Origin of the sequence: Streptomyces sp. H39-C1 (assembly GCF_027158125.1) — a bacterium.
Taxonomy (GTDB): Bacteria; Actinomycetota; Actinomycetes; order Streptomycetales; family Streptomycetaceae; genus Actinacidiphila; species Actinacidiphila fildesensis.
Genome location: NZ_JAPVLS010000017.1, coordinates 110,105 through 129,711, shown reverse-complemented (window position 1 = coordinate 129,711; position 19,607 = coordinate 110,105). Strand labels below are relative to the sequence as shown.

The following is a 19,607-nucleotide window of genomic DNA, read 5'->3' as shown; positions in this document are numbered from 1 at the left end:
AGAAGAAAGTCAGGATCACGAGCACTGACAGTAGAAACACCACACGACCCAGGGCAACTCACAAACCCCAAGGCCACATGCCTACTTGGAGCCAATCGCCACACGGGAACTAAGCAGAGACAATGTGGCGCAGACTGTGCAGATCGAGTTCTTCGGGCAGCTCGGCGAGCTTGCGGATCGTATTGAAGACCTCGTCGAGCCGGCGTACTCCCAGACGGCTGCGGCGCTCGGTGACCCACAGTGCCGGATGTTTCCCGGGGCTGAAGCGGGGCCGGGCCTCATCGACCCACTCCTCCAACAGCGGCACGATCCAGTCCAGTTCGTGGACGGTCAGGACGGTTCGTCGCTTGGGCGGGCTTCCCCGGGACGCCTTTCCCCAGCGGACCTGCAGGGCCCCGAAGCGGCCGTAGTCACTGGCCCGCGGATTGTGCCGGAGGTCGGCCAGGTCCAGCATCGACGCCTCCCGGCGCCGCAGACCGTAGGCGTAGACGAACTTGAGCATCACCGAGTCCCGCCAGGCCGCCAGCACCCCTTTGCGGCCCAGCTTCTTCGTTCTCTCCACCCGGTCGTCGGCCGCGTTGAAGAGCTGCTGGAGTTCGTCGTAGGTCAGGGCCCGACGGCCGGGTCTGCCCTCGTATTCCGCCACATGAGCGGCGGTATTCCAGTCGTGGCAGACCTGAACGGGAAACTGTCCGAACTCCTCCAGACAGGCCGCCGACCAGCCATAGCGGCTGTCTGTGATGAAGACGCAGAACAGCTCCAGGTTGTTCTGCTGGCCGCGGACCGTGGAATGGGCGGCTGGCGGGTCCTTGGTGAACTGGGCGGCGAAGTACGCCTCCACGTCCTCGGGCGTCCACTGCCACGGGTACGTGTTGGTGTACTCGGCGAACCGCCGTACCAGGCGCAGCCGGTCCCTGACCGTTTTCTCCGCGAGCAGACGACTGCGCTGCTGGCGCGACCAGCCCTCCAGCATGGCCTCGAACATCACGGGTGCCGGGTCCAGAGCCCGCACATTCGTCGGCCTGACCAGGTGCATCGCGCCAGGCAAATCGACTGTTCTCATGCCAACTCCAACGGTTGCGTTCAACGCAACATCGTGGCGTCAGAAGTAGATCGGGCGAGGCCAGGCCAATTCTCTTCACCCGAAAGAGTCATGCCCGGCGTGAGTCTGAGCTGGTCAGCAGACGTCACCGAACCTCACCGAATGATGCATCCGATGAAATTCCGCCTCTTTACGGCCACACCACCGTCGCGGTCGGCACGTACCTCAGCGGTGGCAAGAGCGTCTACCTCCACGGCGAGGACGACCTGCGGCAGATCGCCGACACCTACGACTCGCCCGCCCAGGCCCTGGTTGCCTTCGAGAAGGTCCACGGCGACGCCATGCGCCCCGGCCCCGCACCGATGACCGACACCGAGCGCAACGCCGCCGAGGCCCGAACCTCCCTCGGCACAAGGGCAGTCGAGCCCGGCCCGCCCCTCCCCGAGCTGGAGATCGTGCCCGCCTACGCCGCCGATGCCAGCGATCACGACGCTGTCTTGGATGCATTCCTCGACGCTCACGGCGACTGGCAGAAGTGGAGGACCTGGTCCGACGACACCACCCACGCCATCCACGAAGACCAGACCCTGCGCATCGAGCGCATCCACGACGTCCCCGCCCACGAGACCGCATGGACCGTGGCCGCCTACGAGACCCCCGTCTCCGACCGCATGTGGGTCCTCACCGCCACCGGCGCCACCCCCGCCCCCGTGCTGCAGGAACTCCTGGATCACCTCGCCTCGGGCGACGGCTGGAACACAACCGTCGGCACCGCGGTGGACGAGAAGACGGTCACCGCCGCCTCGCAGCCCCTCTCCGACGCCGGGTGGAAACACACCGTGGAAGGGCGCTGGATCCGCTGGACATCCCCCGACTCAGACGCGGGCATCCAATTCGACGCCTTCGCCGCACAGCACCCGAACCAAAGCCTCACCACCTGGACCATCTGGGCCGGCCCGAACCTCGACCACCCCACCTGGATGATCAGCGCGTCTCCACGAACCCCCAGCCCACTGCTGGCTGACCTGTCGCAAACCCTCGCCCACGCAACCGGCACCCGCCGAGAACCACGCTCGGGCGTATCCCGGCCTGCCGCCACGTTCCCCACCGCAACGCCAATCAGCGCGAGACCTCAAAATCACCGGCTCCGCTGACCGACGAACAGAGTTCTGGCTCTGAGGGCGGAGAAGACTGCGCAGCCGATGTGTACCGAGGCCGTGCAATGCATCGGAGATTCACTCTTCAGTGCACTCACGGCAGACCGTGTGGCGCCGTAGGGTCCGACACGAGCTCACGGATGGCAGGAGAGTCAAAGTGAAGCGTGAACGGGCGACGGAGCTGCTCCGCGAGATGATCGACCGGCTGGGGCAGGGTGCTCGCCCCCTTGACCTTGTCGACGAGGTCCACGTCTTCGGTTCGTACGCCCGAGGCACACTGGCCCCAGGCGACCTCGATGTGGCAGTGGTTCACCGGGCCGACACCGAATTCGCCGAGGATGTCGTCAGTGCCTCATGTCCGGGCGAGATCCCATGGCGCCCATGAAGCGCGCGCTCAAAGGGTCAAGGAGAGGCTTCCAGTTCAACCAGAACAACACCCTCCCCAACGGCGTTGATCTGAAGCTGTTGTGGACGCGCGGCGACACCCAGACCACAGCAAAGGGGCGAATGCAGTCGATCACCGCAGACCCTACAGCCCGCCGAGCCCGCGTGACGCGATGATTGAGCAGTTCGAGGGTCTCGACCGATGGATCCCTTTGCCCGTACGGACCAAGTTGGTGGAGCTACTCAATGCCGGAGGGATCGAGGTCCGGCGCGTCGAGCTGAAGGATGACGAGCCTGTAAGACGGTGCCATCACCCATCCTCACTGTCGTTTGTAGCAGCAGAGGGCGGCTGCGAGGCTGTCGTGGGTATTTGCTGCGGTGAGTCCGACGCGGAGGGGCAGGCCGTTCGCGTCGGGCAGGACATGCATTTTGGAACCGGGCTTGCCCCGGTCCACGGGACTCGGGTCTGCAAGTTCGCCCTTTTTAGCGCGGACGTGGGCAGAGTCGAGGATAGCGCGGGACAGGTCGACCAGGCCGTGTTCGTCCAAGAGTTGGAGAACCCTCTGGTGCGGCTGGCCCCACACGCCGGCGCGGGACCAAATCGCGAAGCGCCGGTGCCCGGTCGACTTCGACGCTTCGAAACACGGCGGTAGCGCCCGCCAGGCGCATCCGCTGACCAGGACGTAAATGATTGCGGCGAAGACCGCCTCCTCGTCGATGTTCGCCACTCTGCCGCCCTGCGGCCGCACCCGCGCCGCCGGCAACAACGGCCGTGCGATCTCCCACAGACCGTCCGGAACAATCCACGCCCAACGCCCACTCCCCATGACCAGTACAACTGCCAACTGACCATGTAGGACGCCGTCTCACACATGAGGCTTCCTCCCTCACAGCACGGGTGAGGGTGCGGTGTCGGGCGTTGCGGGACGGGCTGCTGCCCGGCGTACGCCGGTGATGGTGTAGGCCAGTGCCGCTGCCGCCACGACGGCGAGCAGGACCAGTCCCAGGGCGTAGGAGGCGGTGGCGCCGTAGAGGGTGCCCATGACCAGGGGAGGGATGAATCCGCCCAGTCCGCCGGCGGCGCCGACCATCCCGGTGACCGATCCCACCGTGTTCGCCGGGGACAGCAGGGCGACCAGGGCGAAGGTGGCACCGCTACCGGCGCCCAGGGCAGCGGCCATGGCCAGCAATGCGAAGGTGCCCACCGGAGCCAGTGACGGGGTGGTGGCCTGCACGGTCGCGCCGACGACCACGACCGCCATGGACGCGACGAGTACGCATGTCGGTCCCACGCGGTTCGACATCCAGCCGCCTACCGGGCGCATCGCGACCGCCAGCAGAACGAATCCCGCCATGCGGTTCGCCGCGTCCGCCTGACCGAGGCCGTAACCGGTCTTCAGATAGGTCGGCAGGTACACCGAGAACGCCACATAGCCACCGAACGCGACTGCATAGAGGGCGGACGCCTGCCGGGTGATGCCCAGGCGGGCGGTGGCGGCCAGCCGGCGGCCGAGCGACTCGGTCGGCGCGGTGCGCCCCGGGGCGTCCCGCAGCACCATGGCGGCCAGCACCGCGTAGGCGGCCAGTGCGGCGGCGGTGATCAGGAAGGGGCTGGTCATGCTGTGGGCGTTGACCAGCTTCACCGTGGTGAGCGCGCTGATCGCGGTGCCGCCCATTCCCGCTCCGAAGATCCCGATGGCCAGACCACGCCGCTCGGGCGGGAACCAGGCACTCACGAAGGGCACCCCGACGGCGAACGACGTGCCGCCGATGCCGAGGAAGAATCCGCCCACCAGCAGCGCGGCGAACGAGGAGTGACCGGCCAGGCCCAGGAAGAGCACCGGAAGCACCGTCGCGGCGGATACCAGCGGGAACATCACCCGTCCGCCGAACCGGTCGGTCAGGGCGCCCACAGGAATCCGGCCCAGAGACCCCACCACCACCGGCACCGCGACCAGCAGCGACTGCTCGAATGAGCTGAGCAGCAGCGTGTCCTTGAACTGCGGCCCCAGCGGACTCAGCAGAGCCCACGCCCAGAAGTTGATCGCGAAACCCAGTGTGGCCAGTGCCAGCATCGCCACCGGCCGGGCACCCGGCGGGACCGGCCCACCCGCGTCCGGCCGCCCATCGATCGCCGCTTCCGCCACCTGGCGCATAGTTTCCCTCTCCGTCTCATTCCCGGCCACACAGCCCGGCTTGGGGCACGCCCCCGGCCTCCAGCAGCGGCTCCATCCTCAGATTCGGCCAACGGCCGAGCGGGTGGCAGGGCCATTCGGCCTTCCCCGTCCGGCCAACCGGGACCTAGAAGCAGGTGTCCGTGCGTCCGGGTGCCTACACGCATTCCAGTACCTCACCCACCGGACGCCGGGGGGACTGCACACCCCCGGGCCCGTACCCCAGCCGCAACACCATCTGTACATGCCCCATGGCAGTGAGCGGATCGCGCGCGCTCCACCGCAGATCAGGACGCTCCAGTGCATGAGAGGTCAAAGAGGTGGCCAGCCCTTGGGCGGTGGCTGTGAGCAGAACCCGCTCCATGGCCTGACCGGCCCGCAGCCAGTCATCAGGCCGGTCCTTCGCCGTCCCCAGCAGGACAAGCTGCGGGGAGTCCTTGAACGTGGCCGCAGCACGCCCTGCAACACGATGCCAGCCGGCGAAGTCACGTACCGGAGCTCTACCGTCGTGCCGGACGGGGCCGAAGGCGTAATCCGGCACGCCGTCGATACTGAGTGCCGCGTCAGGGCCGGTGCGGATCCAGCTCTCGGTCTCCTCACGGTTGGCGGATTCAAGGCTGTCGCGGCCCTCGGCGTCCTGGACCCGCTCCAGGAGCGACTGAATGTGCCAGACACCGGGAAAGAGAAGATCGGCGCCCTCCGCACGGGCCGCCCCGCGCAGCTCACGCCGCACTGCCTCCGGGATCTCTTGCTCCGTGAAAGGGTCCCGGCTGGTGTGACGGCGGTGAATGGCCGGGCGCAGGATGCTCAGAGCGGAGCTGTCGGACGGTGGCTCATCGAGGCGGACCGTGGCGAGCAGCAGCTGGTCAGCAGGATCGGGCAGCAACCGACAGAACGGCTCACGGCCGGCATGGGCTGCGGAGACCCGCAGATTGAACAAGGCCGCACCACAGCCCAGATGCAGAGCCCTGTTGTCCGGGTCGGCGTGCGGCATCGCCCGTGCCGTATCGGCACGGAGCTCCATCACACGACGCCATGAGTGCCAGCGAAATCGCCATGGCTGAGCATTGTGCATCGACGGGGCCGCTGTGGCGTCCTCGACCAGGACTGTCACCCTTCCGGGATCGACATGCTGCCCTGGAACACCTCCGCAGGGAATGGGAACCCACCGCAATCCACATCGGGACAGGAGCCTCCTACCCACAGTAGAACGCGGCCCGGTCGGGCGCCCATACTGCCCGTCTGCGACTCGGGGAGGCCGGGCGCCCGCTTGTGCCCGGCCGCGTGACCTGAAGAACCACGGCTCGTTGGACCGGGCATGACAGACGAACCGGCGCGGGGGACGACGCGCGCGGTACCGGAACTGGATGAGGCTGGGCCGGCCCCCCGTTCACCACGGGTGTCCGTCGCAGTGATCGAGCTGGTCGAGGCGATCGTGGAAGCCGCCCGCGCCGGCGACGACCAGCTCATCCGTATCCTGTTGCAGGATCTGGCGGATGTGGCCGACCTCCAGGCGCTCATGCTGCTCCGTGACCGCCTGTACGAAGGGCTGCACTGACATCCGTCCCCGGGCACGCACGCGCTGCGTCTCGCTCCCCCGCTCCTGTCGTCGGGACACGCGCGACGTAGCGGCGGGCACGTCGACCAGACACCGGAATGGCTGGGTAACCGTGCCGGTAGGAGCGGCCCGGCCCGGTCAGCCTCCTTGAAGCGCCGGAGTAAGAATGCCGCTGCTGCGACGGCAATCGGTTCGTAGGCGTCGCGCCCCGTCCCGCTGCCTGGTGTGCGCTTTACCCGTCCGCTCACGGCCCGGCCGAAACAGCGCGGGACGGGGGTCCAGGACGTACCCCGGCTGCTGGGTCCGTTCTCCACCCGGTGCGCGGCGCGCATCCGGAAACCGGCAACCTTCCCCGCGAACGGCTCCTGCGTACTCACCCGTGGGACGCGCGGCAGGCCCGCGAGGCGCCGAATCGGGGTTGTCAGTCCCCGCGGGCCTGCGGACGGTCCTGTGCGGCGACGCGTCGCGCCAGGCATTGACGATCAGTCAATGAGTGACAGACTCGGCGCTATGCAGAAGTTCTCGCTGGATGCCAAGGTTCGCGAGCACTTGCAACGCGCCGCATCGGCAGCATCGGGGCGTAGCGCGGAGACCGTGTACGGCGGTCACGAGCATGTGCTGCGGCAGACGCTCGTAGCGCTGGAGGCGGGAAAGTCGCTCACGGAGCACGAGAATCCTGGCGAGGCCACACTGTTCGTGCTGCATGGGCGGGTGCGTTTGCAGAGTGACGAGGCGTCGTGGGACGGGATGAGCGGCGACATGATTGTTGTGCCGCCGGTCCGGCACAGCCTTGAGGCACTCGAGAGAGCCGCTGTTCTGCTCACTGTTGTCAAGCATCGGTGAGCTCGGCATCGGTGCAGCCGGCGGGAGGGCGCTGAGCGACTGTCCTGGCGCGGTTGTCCCCGCCTCGGATGCGGGGAAGTGCGTTCTCGCATGGCGGAAGGCGTAGGAGCCTTGTTGACCATGAGCGACCTCCGTGGCCGGACCGGCTCGAATCCGATCGGCTTTCGACACCAGCGATCACTGAGCCCTGCACACCTGCCGAGGCTTTGATGACCGTCCGCCGCACGCGCAAGGGCAGGGAGCACTATGAGCAAGGACATCGGGATGGACGGGGTCTTGGCAGATGCCCTGGTACGCAGTCGGCGGTTCTTTACCCGGGGTACGGTCTCCGCCGATCTGAGGACGCTGTCGCAGACCGGGGGTCGTGATGCCGACGACTTCTACCGGGACCGGTGGAGCCACGACAAGGTCGTCCGCTCTACTCATGGTGTCAACTGCACCGGTTCCTGTTCCTGGAAGGTCTACGTCAAGGACGGGATTATCACCTGGGAGACCCAGCAGACCGACTATCCCTCGGTCGGCCCGGACTCGCCGGAGTACGAGCCCCGCGGTTGCCCGCGCGGCGCGGCTTTCTCCTGGTACACCTATTCGCCGACGCGGGTGCGCTACCCCTACGTCCGGGGTGTTCTGCTCCAGATGTTCCGTGAGGCGAAGTCGCAGCACGACGGTGACCCGGTGCGGGCGTGGGCGCATATCGTCGAGAACCCGCTGCGGGCCAGGGCGTACAAGTCCGCGCGGGGCAAGGGTGGTCTGGTCCGCGCCACCTGGGAGGAGGCTGCGGAGATCATCGCGGCGGCCCATGTGCACACCATCGAGAAGTACGGCCCCGACCGGGTGGCGGGTTTCTCACCGATCCCGGCCATGTCGATGGTCTCCCATGCCTCCGGCGCCCGGTTCGTCAACCTCATCGGCGGCTCGATGCTGAGCTTCTACGACTGGTACGCCGACCTCCCGGTGGCCTCGCCCCAGGTGTTCGGCGACCAGACCGACGTCCCGGAGTCCGGGGACTGGTGGAACGCGGGCTACCTCATCATGTGGGGTTCCAACCTGCCGGTGACGCGCACACCGGACGCGCACTGGATGACCGAAGCCCGGTACCGCGGCCAGAAGGTCATTGCGGTCGCCCCCGACTACGCCGACAACGTGAAGTTCGCCGACGAATGGCTGCCGGCCAAGCCAGGCACCGACGCCGCCCTGGCCATGGCCATGGGCCACGTCGTGCTCAAGGAGTTCTTCGTCGATCGTCACACCCCGTACTTCACGCAGTACGTCAAGACCTACACCGACCTCCCGTACCTGGTCCGGCTCGACGAAGCAGCCGGAACGGGTGGTGTGAGCGGCGAGAAGACGTACACGGCGGGCAAGTTCCTCACCGCCTCGGACCTCGCCGCGCACCAGCATGAGGAGAACGCCGCGTTCAAGACCGTGCTCGTTGACGCGCGGACAGGACAGCCGACTGTTCCGGGCGGCTCCCTGGGGCACCGCTACGGCGAGGCCGGTGTGGGCAAGTGGAATCTGGAACTCGGTGACGTCGACCCCCAGCTGACGCTGATCGACACCTCGCAGGAGAGCGTGCTCGTCCGGTTCCCGCGCTTCGACACCCCCGACGGTGCGGCGGCCGATCTGCCGCGCGGTGTGCCGGTCCGGCGGGTCGACGGCAACCTGGTCACCACCGTCTACGACCTGCTGCTCGCGCAGTACGGCGTGGGCCGAGACGGCCTTCCGGGAGAATGGGCCACCGGGTACGACGACGCCGAGTCGCCCTACACCCCGGCATGGCAGGAGACGATCACCGGTGTCCTGGCCTCCACGGCGGCCAGGGTCGGACGCGAGTTCGCCGCGAACGCCGAGGAGTCCAAGGGACGCTCGATGATCGTGATGGGTGCCGGAACCAACCACTGGTTCCATTCCGACACGATCTACCGGGCGTTCCTCACCCTCACCAACCTGACGGGTTGCCAGGGGGTCAACGGCGGCGGCTGGGCGCACTACGTCGGCCAGGAGAAAGTCAGGCCGCTCACCGGCTACACGCAGATCGCCAACGCGCTGGACTGGAACCGGCCGCCGCGCAACATGATCCAGACCGCGTACTGGTACCTCCACACCAACCAGTTCCGCTACGACCAGTTCGGTGCCGACACTCTGTCCGCCAAGACGGGCAGCGGGCAGCTCGCGGGAATGAGCACCGCCGATGTGGTCGCGCAGAGCGCGCGCATGGGCTGGATGCCGTCCTACCCGACCTTCAACCAGAACCCACTCGACCTGAGCGACCAGGCCGCCGCGGCGGGGATCCCGGTGGGCGAGTACGTGGTCGGGCAGTTGAAATCGGGGGCCCTGGAGTTCGCGGGGGAGGACCCGGACGCCCCCGAGAACTATCCGCGCATCCTGTCCATCTGGAGGGCCAACCTGCTCGGCTCGTCCGGCAAGGGCAACGAGTACTTCCTCAAGCATCTGCTCGGCGCCGACTCCTCGGTACGGGCCACCGAGACGCCGCAGGACCGACGTCCGGTCGACGTGAAATGGCACGACGAGGCCCCCGAGGGCAAGCTCGACCTGCTGATGACGATCGACTTCCGGCAGACCAGCACCACGATCTTCTCCGACGTCGTGCTGCCCGCCGCCACGTGGTACGAGAAGCACGATCTCAACACCACAGACATGCACCCGTTCGTGCACTCCTTCAACCCGGCCATCGCACCGCCCTGGCAGACCCGCACAGACTGGGATGCCTGGCAGACGATCGCCGAGAAGTTCAGTGAGCTCGCCGCCACCCGGCTGGGAGTCCGCAAGGATGTGGTGGCCGTTCCGCTCACCCACGACACCTCGGACGCGATGGCGAACCCGCACGGAATCGTGCGGGACTGGAAGAAGGGCGAGTGCGAGCCGGTCCCCGGGGTCACGATGCCCAGGCTCGTCGAGGTCGAGCGCGACTACGGGGCCGTGGCCGAGAAGATGAACGCACTCGGCCCGCTCGTGGACACGCTCGGCGCGACCACCAAGGGGGTCACCTTCGAGCTCGGCGCCCAAGTGGACTACCTGCGGCGCAAGAACGGCACGGTCCGGACCGGTGCGGCGGCAGGCCGGCCGTCGCTGAAGCGTGATGTGAACGTCTGCGAGGCGATCCTCGCGCTGTCCGGCACCACCAATGGGGCGCTTGCCACCCAAGGGTTCAAAACGCTCGAGAAGCGCACCGGCGTGCGGCTGGCCGACCTCGCCGAGGAGCACGAGGGCAAACAGATCACCTTCGCCGACACCCAGGGCCCGCCCGTGCCCGTGATCACGTCACCGGAGTGGTCAGGATCGGAGAGCGGCGGCCGGCGGTACTCGCCCTTCACCATCAACGTCGAGCGTAAGAAGCCGTGGCACACGCTGACCGGGCGTATGCACTTCTACCTCGATCACGACTGGATGGCCGAGCTCGGCGAGGGACTGCCGGTCTACCGGCCCCCGCTGAACATGGCGGCACTGTTCGCCGAGCCCTCCCTCGGCAACGTCTCGGACGGCTCCGACGGCCAGGGCGTCGAAGGGCTCACCGTGCGCTACCTCACCCCGCACAACAAATGGTCCATCCATTCCGAATACCAGGACAACCTGTTCATGCTCTCCCTCTCGCGGGGCGGCCAGAACATCTGGATGAGTGACCGCGACGCCGCGAAGGTCGGAATCAAGGACAACGACTGGATCGAGGCGGTCAACCGCAACGGCGTCGTGGTCGCCCGGGCGATCGTGTCCCACCGGATGCCCGAGGGAACGGTGTACATGTATCACGCACAGGACCGGCTCATCGACGTACCGATCGCCGAGACCTCCGGCAAGCGCGGAGGCATCCACAACTCGCTCACCCGGCTGCTGGTCAAACCCACACATCTGATCGGCGGCTACGCCCAGCTCACCTACGCGTTCAACTACCTCGGCCCCACCGGCAACCAGCGCGACGAGGTCACCGTCATCCGCAAGCGCTCGCAGGAGGTGACCTACTGATGAGAGTCATGGCACAGATGGCGATGGTGATGAACCTCGACAAGTGCATCGGCTGCCACACCTGCTCGGTGACGTGCAAGCAGGCATGGACCAACCGCTCCGGCACGGAGTACATCTGGTTCAACAACGTCGAGACCAAGCCCGGGCTCGGCTACCCCCGCACCTACGAGGACCAGGAGAAGTGGAAGGGCGGCTGGACGCTCAACAAGCGGGGCCGGCTCACACTCAAGGGCGGTGGCCGGTTCAAGAAGCTGCTGACCATCTTCTCCAATCCCAAGCTTCCCTCGATCAACGAGTACTACGAGCCCTGGACCTACGACTACTCCACGCTCACCGACGCGCCAGCTCAGGAGCACACGCCGGTCGCGCGTCCCAAGTCGCTGATCTCCGGTAAGGACATGAAGATCGAGTGGTCGGCCAACTGGGATGACGACCTCGGCGGCTCCACACTCAACGGCCACCGGGACCCGCTGCTGAAGAAGATCGCCGACAAGGTGAAATTCGAGTTCGAGCAGACCTTCATGTTCTACCTGCCGCGCATCTGCGAGCACTGCCTGAACCCTTCGTGCGCCGCCTCGTGCCCCAGCGGTGCGATCTACAAGCGCGAGGAGGACGGCATCGTCCTCGTCGACCAGGACAAGTGCCGTGGCTGGCGGATGTGCGTCTCGGGCTGCCCCTACAAGAAGATCTACTTCAACCACCGCACCGGCAAGGCCGAGAAGTGCACCTTCTGCTTCCCCCGCATCGAGGTCGGGCAGCCCACGATCTGCTCCGAGACCTGCGTCGGCCGGCTGCGCTACATCGGCTTGATGCTGTACGACGCCGACAAGGTGCTCGAGGCCGCGTCCACCACCGACGACCAAGGGCTCTACGAGGCCCAGCGTGACGTCTTCCTCGACCCGTCCGACCCCGAGGTGGTGCGCGCGGCCGAGCAGGCCGGCATCGCCCGCGACTGGATCGACGCCGCCCAGCGCTCCCCGATCCATGCCCTGATCACCACCTACAAGGTGGCACTGCCGCTACATCCGGAATACCGCACCATGCCCATGGTCTGGTACATCCCGCCGCTGTCCCCAGTCGTCGATGTGGTCAAGGAGACCGGCGAGGACGCCGAGGACAAAGGCAATCTGTTCGCCGCGATCGACGCCCTGCGGATCCCGGTCGAGTACCTCGCCGAGCTCTTCACCGCCGGCGACATCGCGCCGGTGGACGCCGTGCTGAAGAAGCTCGCCGCGATGCGCTGCTACGTGCGCGACATCAACATGGGCCGTGAACCCGACGCCTCGATCCCCGCCGCCGTCGGGATGAGCGAAGAGGACATGTACGACATGTATCGCCTGCTGGCGATCGCGAAGTACGACGAGCGCTACGTCATCCCGTCCGCCCACGCCGAGCAGGCCCACTCCCTGGAAGAGCTGGCCACGGAGTGCTCGCTCGATTACGAGGGCGGGCCCGGGATGGGCGGTTCCGGCCCGTTCGGGGAAGGATCGGGCGCCCCGACGCCGATCGCGGTGGAGAACTTCCAGATGCTGCAGGACCGGCAGACCTCCGACTCCCTGGCTGGCCCCGACGACAAGGGCAAACGGGTCAACCTGCTCAACTGGGACGGCAGGGGCTCTCCCTCCGGGCTCTTCCCCTCGAAGGGGTCGGACTCGTGAGCAAAGCCCGCGCGAAGCCTGCGCTGGCTTCGCACCAGCTGACCATCGTGTGGCAGTCGGTCTCCCTCCTGCTGGACTACCCGGACGAACAGCTCACCGGACGGATCGCGCTGGTCCGGTCCGCGATCGGACAACTGCCCCCGGCGCTCGGCGGGACGATTCGCGAGTCCGTGGAACAGCTGGAGGCCACGCCGCTGGCGGAGCTGCAGGCGAAGTACGTCGAGACCTTCGACAACCGCAGACGCTGCAACCTGTTCCTGACCTACTTCGCCCACGGGGACACCCGCAAGCGGGGAATGGCTCTGCTTCGATTCAAGCAGGTCTACCTGCGCGCCGGCTTCACGCTCGACGATGCGGAGCTGCCCGACCACTTGTGCGTCGTGCTCGAGTTCGCCGCGACGGTTGACCAGGAGCTCGGCCGAGGGCTGATGCTCGACCACCGGGCCGGTCTTGAACTGCTCCGGCTGTCGCTGCGGGACATGGCCTCCCCGTGGGCCGGCCTGGTCGCAGCCGTCACCGCGACCCTGCCGCCGCTGCGCGGGGACGAGCGGGACGCCGTGAGCCGCCTCGCCGCAGAGGGACCGCCCGAAGAAGAGGTCGGGCTCGCACCCTTCGCCAACCCCCAGTTCAGCCCTGCCGCGTCGCGGGAGACGACACCGCTGCCCATGCCCACCTTCCCAGGAGCCCGAGCATGATTCAGTTCCTGTACGTGGTCTTCCCCTACATCTGCCTGACGGCCTTCGTCCTGGGACATCTGTGGCGCTACCGATACGACAAGTTCGGCTGGACCACCCGCTCCTCCCAGCTCTACGAGAACCGGTTCCTGCGGATCGGCAGTCCCCTGTTCCACTTCGGGATCATCGGGGTGTTCTTCGGCCACGTGATCGGGCTGGGCATCCCCAAGTCCTGGACCGAAGCGGTCGGTGTATCCGAGGGGATCTACCACTTCCTGGCCTTTTCGGTCGGGGCGCTGGCGGGGCTGGCCACGGTCGTCGGGATGGTGATCCTGATCTACCGTCGGCGCACCGTTGGCCCGGTCTTCTCGGCCACCACCCGGATGGACAAGGTGATGTACCTCTTTCTCGCCGTGGTGATCTTCCTCGGCCTGTTCAACACGGTGGCGGCCAACGTCTTCGAGCACTACGACTACCGGGACGGTGTCTCGGTCTGGTTCCGCGGGATCTTCCGATTCGACCTCCACCCTGAACTCATGGGCGAAGCGCCGCTCGGATTCCAGCTCCATGGCCTGTTCGCCATGGCGCTCTTCGCGCTGTGGCCCTTCACACGGCTCGTCCACGTGTTCAGCGCCCCCCTCGGCTACCTCACCCGCCCCTACATCGTCTACCGCAGCCGCGACGTCACACAGCTCGGCAGCCATCAACCACGCCGCGGCTGGGACCGGGTGGGCTGACACCCGCGAAGGCCAAGAACCACCGACCGTGGCAAGAACCTCCCGCTTGCTTCCCCCTGCCGGGCGCTCGGCGAAGCCGAACAGCCGCAGCCGGCCCTCCAGGGCACGGTCAGCGGGCCGCGCCGCCTGAACAGCGGATTCTCGGGCTCCGGCCATGATCCTCACCTCCGTCGTCCGACGTCCCGCCTGCACACCAGGACCGCCCAGGACGAAAGCCCCCACATGGCCTGGCCGTCGTCCGGCTCCTCACCGGCAGGGCCGTCTCGGCCTGCCCGGTGTGCGGAGAGCAGTGCCGTGATTCCGCTGCCACACCACCGCACGACCCCGGCCTGCCGGCCGCCGTACGACGGACCGGCCCTCTCACCCCGGACGGCCAACCGCGGGACCTCGGACTCTATGAGGCCATCGCGCAGCGGCACTCCAGCCGGATGCCGTTCTCCGGCCGGCCGGTGCTCGAACCGATCGTGGCCGAGATGGCGACCGTCGCACACGCTGCGGGCGCACGCCTGCACGTGCCGGACATCGCCGGACAGCAGCGGATGCCGCACCTGACAGCCGATGCCGAGGCGCGCCACCACGCACGCCTGGACCGCACCGCCGGAACCCTCACCTGGATCACCGCCCCAGAAACAGCCACCCGCTACGGCATACTCGTCACCGCCCTCGGCCCGCCTGATGCCGATGCGAGACTTCACCGGCGCGCTGCTGGCCCTCCGCCTTCCCGCCCGGTGCTTTGAACGCCACACTCAGACAGCGTCCGGGCGGCGGCCACACGCCCCGATCCCCTGGGCAACTGGGCACTCCACTACCCGTCTTCCCTCCCAGCACGCCCGCAGCCCCGCCTGTCAGCGCCATGACGCAGGACATGCTCCTGGCGTGTTCAGTGGCGGGGGACGACAAGTGGATTCAGTTCATCGTGCGGAGCGGCGACAAGCCCAGGAGAAGAGGGCCAGTCGGGGCGGCCACCAGATCCTCAACAGTGATCGGGTCCAGGGCGGCGTAGAAGGCTTCCTGCGCAGCCCGCAGGGCGTGGCGCAGCCGGCAGGCGCCGCGGAGCGGACACGGCGGATCGTCCTCGCAGCCCACCACATCGCCCGTGCCTTCCAAGTCGCGCACCAAGCGGCCGACCGAATGGCGGCGCCCGTGCTCGGTGAGGGACAGGCCGCCGCCCCGCCCGCGCCTCGCCTCCAGGACACCCAGATGCTGGAGGCGGGCGACGACTTTCGCGGCGTGACTGTAGGACGCGGCCACGGCATCGGCCACCTCACGCGTGGTCGGCGCCGCATTCTCTTCCAGCACCGCCAGCCGCATCGCGACACGCAGCGCCAGATCGGTTCCCTTGGTCAGTCGCACGACCCCAGTCTAGTTAATACGCATCCTGAACTCCGAATTTGCTTTGTGGTGTGCGTCACCCGTGCGGTGGCGCACTCAAGGTCATGCAGAAGCCCTCACTCGATGGGTGTCGTCCCACGCCGGCGCCGAATGGGCGCGACTGCCGCAACTGCCGGCCATCTCCATGCGCGAGGAGCCGCTGACCCAAGGGACCGGCCGCCTGCCGGGTGCGGGACAACCGTCCTCTCGTCCATGACGGCACACCCTGCGGCGCCCTATCGCGCGGCCAGGGCGCTGATGCCGAGTGCGGTCAGGCCGATGACCTTGGCGGCCTCCAGCGTCACGTAGTACAGGTGTCCGCGTGAGCGGGGCAGGTTCTCCCCGGCCAGGACCCGGTCGGAGCGGCGGTTCAGGCGAGGGCGGATCACCGTGAGCTGCACGGCGAGCAGCACCACAACCGTGACGGCTGTGGCGGTCACCGCCACCGGTGGGGTCGTGGTGGTGATCGCGGTGATCACGGTGAGCGCCAGAACGGCCTCGACCGTATTGAGCGCGCGGAAGACGAGTCGGCCGATGCTCAGCCCGACGGGTACGGTCACGCCGGGCGCGCGGAACTTCAGTGGTGCTTCCAGGAACGAGATGGCCAGCAACATACCCAGCCAGACGAAGGCCGCGGCGGCAGCAACGGCGGTGCCCGGGGTCATCAGGCGCCCGCCTGCGCGTCGGCAGGGCGTGCGCCGATCCGCAGTCCCGGTCGCCGCCGGTGCACGGTCAGATAGGTCAGGCCGCCGGCACCCGCGGCGAGGGCCCGCGCCGAGCCGTGCGGAAGCCACAACGTAACCCCCGCCACCAGGGGGAGGGTGCCCTGCCCGGTATCGGCTACGCCCTCGCCTGCGGTGACGAGGAGGAGGACATCGAGATCGGGTTCGCGGTGCCAGTCGATGCGCTCACCCGGCGGGAGACGGACGAGATTGGCATCGAGTTGACGCTCTGGCACATCCAGACGCCAGAGCGCGCCCTTACTGCCGGCGTCGCGGTCCTGGCCCAGTCGCGACACGTCGCACAGCATGTGGGGCACCGCGGCGGATTCGGGCGATGGAGCGGTCATGGGATTCTCCAATGGCGGGAGGCGCCGTTCTCGGTGGCGGCGCGCGAGTCCACGGCTGTCAGTTGCTGCCGAGCCAGAGGTCGGGGCCGAAGATCTCGTAGTGGATGTCCGCGGCCGGTACTCCCGCCTGCAGCAGGGCGCCGCGCACCGCCCTCAGGTACGGCAGGGGCCCGCACAGGAAGGCCGTCAGGCCGTCTGGAAGGTCGAGCAGTCCCACGTTGGTGCGTCCCTCCCGTGCGCCGGGCATCTCGGCGTGGGCTTCCTCATACCACAGGTGCAGTGCGGCGTGCGGCAGCCTGTCCGCGAGCCGGGTGGTCTCTTCGCGGTGCGGGTGATCGGACGGGGAGCGGTCCGCGTGTGCGATCAGCACCGGACGACTGGATCCGGTGGCCGCGAGGTGGTCGAGCATGGAGAGCATGGGGGTGTTGCCTATTCCGGCGGAGGCGAGCAGCAGCGGGCCGTCACCGCCGGGCAGCGTCAGCCCACCGCACGGTGCTGACACCGTGAGAGTGTCACCCACTCGAAGGTGCTGGTGCAGCCAGGAGGAGACTTCCCCGTCCGGCCCGGCACCGCTTTTCCCTCGCACCTGCTTGACGGTGATCCGCCAGTCCGGGTGACCCGGGGAGTGGGAGAGGCTGTACTGGCGGATCTGCCGCGCCCCGTCCGGCAGTTGCACCTGGACGCTGACGTACTGGCCGGGCAGGAACGGTTGCGTAGGCCGGCCGTCGGCGCGGCACAGAGTGAACGAGACCGTGTCCGGTGTCTCCTCACAGCGTCCGCTCACCCGCATGGGGTGCCAGACATCGCCCTCGGTGACACCGGCCTCCTGGTAGAGCCGGGCCTCCACCGCGATCAGGGCGTTGGCCATCAGCCAGTACACCTCGTCCCAGGCGGCTGCTACCTCGGACGTGACCGCGTCGCCGAGGACCTCGGCGATCGCTGCGAACAGGTGATGGTGGACGATCTTGTACTGGTCCGAAGTGATCCCGAGCGAGGCGTGCTTGTGGGCGATCCGTGACAGCATCACATCCGGCCGGGCCTCGGGGTGAGCGACCAGAGCGGTCGCGAACGCGGCGATGGACCCGGCCAGCGCCTGCTTCTGCGCCCCGTTAGCCTGGTTGCCGCGGTTGAACAGATCCCGCAGCAGCTCCGGGTGGGACGCGAACATCCGGGAGTAGAAACGCTCACTGATCTCGCCGATGGCCGAGCCCACGAGGGGCAGCGTGGCACGGACGACCGGAAGGGACTGCTCGGAAAGCACACCGACTCCAAAGAGGTAGATGATATTCGCATTTGTGACACCACCCGCCCCGGGGCAGGCGACAGACCTCGAACGGCATTCGACACACCAGCAGCCCCGGCGGGGGGATACCGGGCGTCACGCAGTGAGACTGCCGCACGCTCCGCGACGATCCGGCGACCGTGACCGCCGCATCCGACCCTGCCGACCGTGCACTGCGACGATATCTAAATACGCAACTGGGATGCCACTTATTGGTTGTGGGGAGCGCCACATCCACCGATGCGGTCACATTCTTCAACCGGGCGGCCTGCCCCTGCTTCGCGACTGTGCTCAGCTGCACGACCCGTACGGCGCCGTCCCACCACGGGCGGCAGGCAGGCGGCGAACGTTGCCGAGGGCAGCCGCCTGTTCCCGGAGCCGGATGATCTCGTCATGCTGTGCAGCGAGTCGAGAGATGGCGACGGTCTTGAACTCGGTGAGCGCGGCGACGACTTCGTCCCGCTTGGTGACCCGGTCCTTGAGCTCGGCGACCTCGGTCTTGAGCCGTTCGATCTGCGCGGCCCATGGGTCGATGATCTCGCCGGCCTGCCGCAAAGCAACAAGGCGCCGCTCGAACTCCTCGGCCAGGTGCTGGTAGGGGCCCGGCCGAGGAGTGCCGTCCCGGCTTTTCTTCGGGTAGAAGCCGGTCCGGATCACGCCGGACTAGAGAGCCAGGGATTTGAGATCGCACTCGCCGCCCGGCGGGAACTCCCCGCGCAAGAGCCGGTCCATGGCTGCTCGGATGGCGTCCTCGTTGCGCGCGCGGTCGCTGTCGCTGATCCGTCCCATCAGATGGCGTCCTTCCCCGCCGCTCCTGCTTGCGGCTTGGTCGATCTCAGCGAGCACCCGCTCGGCGCGGCTCACGCTGACTTCCAGCCGGGTCCGCTCGATCTTCTGCCGGCGGCTGAGGCCGCCGATGAACACCTTGGCGGTCTCCCGGGATTCCTCCCACGCTGGCCGGTGGCACGGATGGTGCGTGGCTTGGGGACAGCGTGCGGAGTCACACATGTCGGCAAGTGGCCGGTCGGCGTCGGGAGTGCCGGCCAAGCGCAGGCACAACGCCTTGGCCGGATCGATGAACCAGCAGTAGTTCAGCCGTTCCCAGGTAGAGAGTACGGGCCCGGGTCGCGAGCATGGAGACGACCTCCAGGTCGTTGTCGACGATCTGGCTGCTTGAGCCCGCGCGGCTGCTGGTGGAACGCATCCGAATCGAACCCGGCCTGGGCTGCGAGGGCGGGGATGTCGGAATCCTGAAGGTGTAAGCCCATGACCTCAGGGACGTCTTCCGGACGGTGCGGGTCGCCGGATGCGTGGGTGCGTCCGGCCAGAAGGACCACAACCCTGCAGCCGGTCAAATCGGCGATGCTGAAAACTGTGCACGCATGCGGTGGCATGCCTACTCATGCGGGCGGTCCTTCCCGGGCTGGGACGCGGTGGCGAGAGCCTTTCTGATCACGCTAACCGGCGTCAGGTCCGCTTTCGTGGCGTTATGAATCAGCTGGCGGCCAAGACATCAACTCGCCCTCCACATTGCTCCTTAAGCCCTGTTGCTCGTCTGGGCCGGTCGCTAGCCTGTCGCAATGTCGAAGCGTGACCACCAGGGCCCGGGCCCCAATGGGCAGTCATCGTCGCCGCTCTGAGGCTGTCGGCGTATGGACGCTGCCCGCGTCAGAGGCG

At 67.6% G+C, this 19,607-nt stretch carries 20 protein-coding genes and 1 pseudogene; 11 read left to right on the top strand and 10 right to left on the bottom strand.

What is annotated here, in order from left to right; all coding sequences use genetic code 11:
* Positions 1-109: 109 nt before the first annotated feature.
* Positions 110-1,063 (bottom strand): tyrosine-type recombinase/integrase, encoded by a 954-nt coding sequence (locus O3W51_RS14385; RefSeq protein WP_269286040.1) that lies wholly within the window; start codon positions 1,061-1,063, stop codon positions 110-112.
* Positions 1,064-1,077: 14 nt separating this feature from the next.
* Between O3W51_RS14385 and O3W51_RS14380 the strand changes: the two genes are divergently transcribed.
* The 3 genes from O3W51_RS14380 (at position 1,078) to O3W51_RS14370 (ending at position 2,760) form a co-directional block, all read left to right on the top strand.
* Positions 1,078-2,196 (top strand): DUF317 domain-containing protein, encoded by a 1,119-nt coding sequence (locus tag O3W51_RS14380; protein WP_269286038.1) that lies wholly within the window; start codon positions 1,078-1,080, stop codon positions 2,194-2,196.
* Positions 2,197-2,356: 160 nt separating this feature from the next.
* Positions 2,357-2,584 (top strand): nucleotidyltransferase domain-containing protein, encoded by a 228-nt coding sequence (locus tag O3W51_RS14375; RefSeq protein WP_164606828.1) that lies wholly within the window; start codon positions 2,357-2,359, stop codon positions 2,582-2,584.
* Positions 2,581-2,760, top strand: coding sequence for a hypothetical protein (locus tag O3W51_RS14370; RefSeq protein WP_164606830.1), 180 nt, complete (start codon positions 2,581-2,583; stop codon positions 2,758-2,760). The genes O3W51_RS14375 and O3W51_RS14370 overlap by 4 nt, the downstream gene beginning before the upstream one ends.
* A gap of 179 nt (positions 2,761-2,939) precedes the next feature.
* Here O3W51_RS14370 and O3W51_RS14365 read toward each other — a convergent pair.
* The 3 genes and pseudogenes from O3W51_RS14365 to O3W51_RS14355 all read right to left on the bottom strand — a co-directional run.
* Positions 2,940-3,410 (bottom strand): annotated as a pseudogene (locus O3W51_RS14365) (IS5 family transposase); the annotation flags it as partial.
* Between the two features lie 60 nt (positions 3,411-3,470).
* Positions 3,471-4,658, bottom strand: coding sequence for an MFS transporter (locus tag O3W51_RS14360; RefSeq protein ID WP_269286050.1), 1,188 nt, complete (start codon positions 4,656-4,658; stop codon positions 3,471-3,473).
* Between the two features lie 256 nt (positions 4,659-4,914).
* Positions 4,915-5,916 carry an Acg family FMN-binding oxidoreductase gene (locus O3W51_RS14355; RefSeq protein WP_443048285.1) on the bottom strand — a complete coding sequence of 334 codons (1,002 nt, stop codon included), beginning with the start codon at positions 5,914-5,916 and terminating at the stop codon, positions 4,915-4,917.
* Positions 5,917-6,168: 252 nt separating this feature from the next.
* On the opposite strand from O3W51_RS14355, the gene O3W51_RS14350 reads away from it, so the two are divergent.
* The 7 genes from O3W51_RS14350 (at position 6,169) to O3W51_RS14320 (ending at position 14,945) form a co-directional block, all read left to right on the top strand.
* Positions 6,169-6,315 (top strand): hypothetical protein, encoded by a 147-nt coding sequence (locus O3W51_RS14350; protein ID WP_164606832.1) that lies wholly within the window; start codon positions 6,169-6,171, stop codon positions 6,313-6,315.
* A 510-nt stretch (positions 6,316-6,825) separates the two neighbouring features.
* Complete coding sequence (locus O3W51_RS14345; protein ID WP_164606834.1) at positions 6,826-7,158, top strand: cupin domain-containing protein; 333 nt, start codon at positions 6,826-6,828, stop codon at positions 7,156-7,158.
* Between the two features lie 246 nt (positions 7,159-7,404).
* A complete protein-coding gene (locus tag O3W51_RS14340; protein ID WP_269286033.1) occupies positions 7,405-11,139 on the top strand; it encodes a nitrate reductase subunit alpha in 3,735 nt (1,244 codons plus the stop codon).
* Positions 11,139-12,797, top strand: a complete 1,659-nt coding sequence (gene narH, locus O3W51_RS14335) for a nitrate reductase subunit beta (RefSeq protein ID WP_269286030.1) — start codon at positions 11,139-11,141, stop codon at positions 12,795-12,797. The genes O3W51_RS14340 and narH overlap by 1 nt, the downstream gene beginning before the upstream one ends.
* Entirely contained in the window at positions 12,794-13,492 is a 699-nt protein-coding gene (gene narJ / locus O3W51_RS14330) for a nitrate reductase molybdenum cofactor assembly chaperone (protein WP_269286028.1), read from the top strand. The genes narH and narJ overlap by 4 nt, the downstream gene beginning before the upstream one ends.
* The gene (gene narI / locus O3W51_RS14325) at positions 13,489-14,208 is read left to right on the top strand and encodes a respiratory nitrate reductase subunit gamma (protein ID WP_269286026.1); all 720 of its coding nucleotides are present in this window, start codon (positions 13,489-13,491) and stop codon (positions 14,206-14,208) included. Before narJ ends, narI begins: the two co-directional genes overlap by 4 nt.
* Positions 14,209-14,636: 428 nt before the next feature.
* Complete coding sequence (locus O3W51_RS14320; protein ID WP_164606842.1) at positions 14,637-14,945, top strand: hypothetical protein; 309 nt, start codon at positions 14,637-14,639, stop codon at positions 14,943-14,945.
* A gap of 169 nt (positions 14,946-15,114) precedes the next feature.
* On the opposite strand, the gene O3W51_RS14315 is transcribed toward O3W51_RS14320, so the two are convergent.
* The 6 genes from O3W51_RS14315 to O3W51_RS48465 all read right to left on the bottom strand — a co-directional run bounded on the left by O3W51_RS14315 (position 15,115) and on the right by O3W51_RS48465 (position 18,854).
* Positions 15,115-15,561: an RrF2 family transcriptional regulator gene (locus O3W51_RS14315; protein ID WP_164606845.1), complete on the bottom strand. Its 447-nt coding sequence runs from the start codon at positions 15,559-15,561 to the stop codon at positions 15,115-15,117.
* Positions 15,562-15,815: 254 nt separating this feature from the next.
* Positions 15,816-16,247 carry a hypothetical protein gene (locus O3W51_RS14310; protein WP_443048284.1) on the bottom strand — a complete coding sequence of 144 codons (432 nt, stop codon included), beginning with the start codon at positions 16,245-16,247 and terminating at the stop codon, positions 15,816-15,818.
* Positions 16,244-16,648 (bottom strand): cupin domain-containing protein, encoded by a 405-nt coding sequence (locus tag O3W51_RS14305; RefSeq protein WP_164606848.1) that lies wholly within the window; start codon positions 16,646-16,648, stop codon positions 16,244-16,246. The genes O3W51_RS14310 and O3W51_RS14305 overlap by 4 nt, the downstream gene beginning before the upstream one ends.
* Positions 16,649-16,706: 58 nt before the next feature.
* A complete protein-coding gene (locus tag O3W51_RS14300; protein WP_269286021.1) occupies positions 16,707-17,909 on the bottom strand; it encodes a globin domain-containing protein in 1,203 nt (400 codons plus the stop codon).
* Between the two features lie 312 nt (positions 17,910-18,221).
* Positions 18,222-18,587: a hypothetical protein gene (locus O3W51_RS14295; protein ID WP_331284070.1), complete on the bottom strand. Its 366-nt coding sequence runs from the start codon at positions 18,585-18,587 to the stop codon at positions 18,222-18,224.
* A 6-nt stretch (positions 18,588-18,593) separates the two neighbouring features.
* Positions 18,594-18,854, bottom strand: a complete 261-nt coding sequence (locus O3W51_RS48465) for a hypothetical protein (protein ID WP_331284069.1) — start codon at positions 18,852-18,854, stop codon at positions 18,594-18,596.
* A gap of 209 nt (positions 18,855-19,063) precedes the next feature.
* On the opposite strand from O3W51_RS48465, the gene O3W51_RS14290 reads away from it, so the two are divergent.
* Complete coding sequence (locus O3W51_RS14290; protein WP_269286019.1) at positions 19,064-19,192, top strand: hypothetical protein; 129 nt, start codon at positions 19,064-19,066, stop codon at positions 19,190-19,192.
* Positions 19,193-19,607: the final 415 nt, after the last annotated feature.

What these genes read in the sequence shown, in the direction of transcription:
- O3W51_RS14290 (WP_269286019.1), top strand. Translation starts at nt 19,064, where the DNA reads ATGGAGACGACCTCCAGGTCGTTGTCGACGATCTGGCTGCTTGAGCCC.
- O3W51_RS14385 (WP_269286040.1), bottom strand. Translation starts at nt 1,063, where the DNA reads ATGAGAACAGTCGATTTGCCTGGCGCGATGCACCTGGTCAGGCCGACG.
- O3W51_RS14370 (WP_164606830.1), top strand. Translation starts at nt 2,581, where the DNA reads ATGAAGCGCGCGCTCAAAGGGTCAAGGAGAGGCTTCCAGTTCAACCAG.
- O3W51_RS14305 (WP_164606848.1), bottom strand. Translation starts at nt 16,648, where the DNA reads ATGACCGCTCCATCGCCCGAATCCGCCGCGGTGCCCCACATGCTGTGC.
- narI (WP_269286026.1), top strand. Translation starts at nt 13,489, where the DNA reads ATGATTCAGTTCCTGTACGTGGTCTTCCCCTACATCTGCCTGACGGCC.
- O3W51_RS14345 (WP_164606834.1), top strand. Translation starts at nt 6,826, where the DNA reads ATGCAGAAGTTCTCGCTGGATGCCAAGGTTCGCGAGCACTTGCAACGC.
- O3W51_RS14320 (WP_164606842.1), top strand. Translation starts at nt 14,637, where the DNA reads ATGCCGTTCTCCGGCCGGCCGGTGCTCGAACCGATCGTGGCCGAGATG.
- O3W51_RS14360 (WP_269286050.1), bottom strand. Translation starts at nt 4,658, where the DNA reads ATGCTGGCACTGGCCACACTGGGTTTCGCGATCAACTTCTGGGCGTGG.
- narH (WP_269286030.1), top strand. Translation starts at nt 11,139, where the DNA reads ATGAGAGTCATGGCACAGATGGCGATGGTGATGAACCTCGACAAGTGC.
- O3W51_RS14340 (WP_269286033.1), top strand. Translation starts at nt 7,405, where the DNA reads ATGAGCAAGGACATCGGGATGGACGGGGTCTTGGCAGATGCCCTGGTA.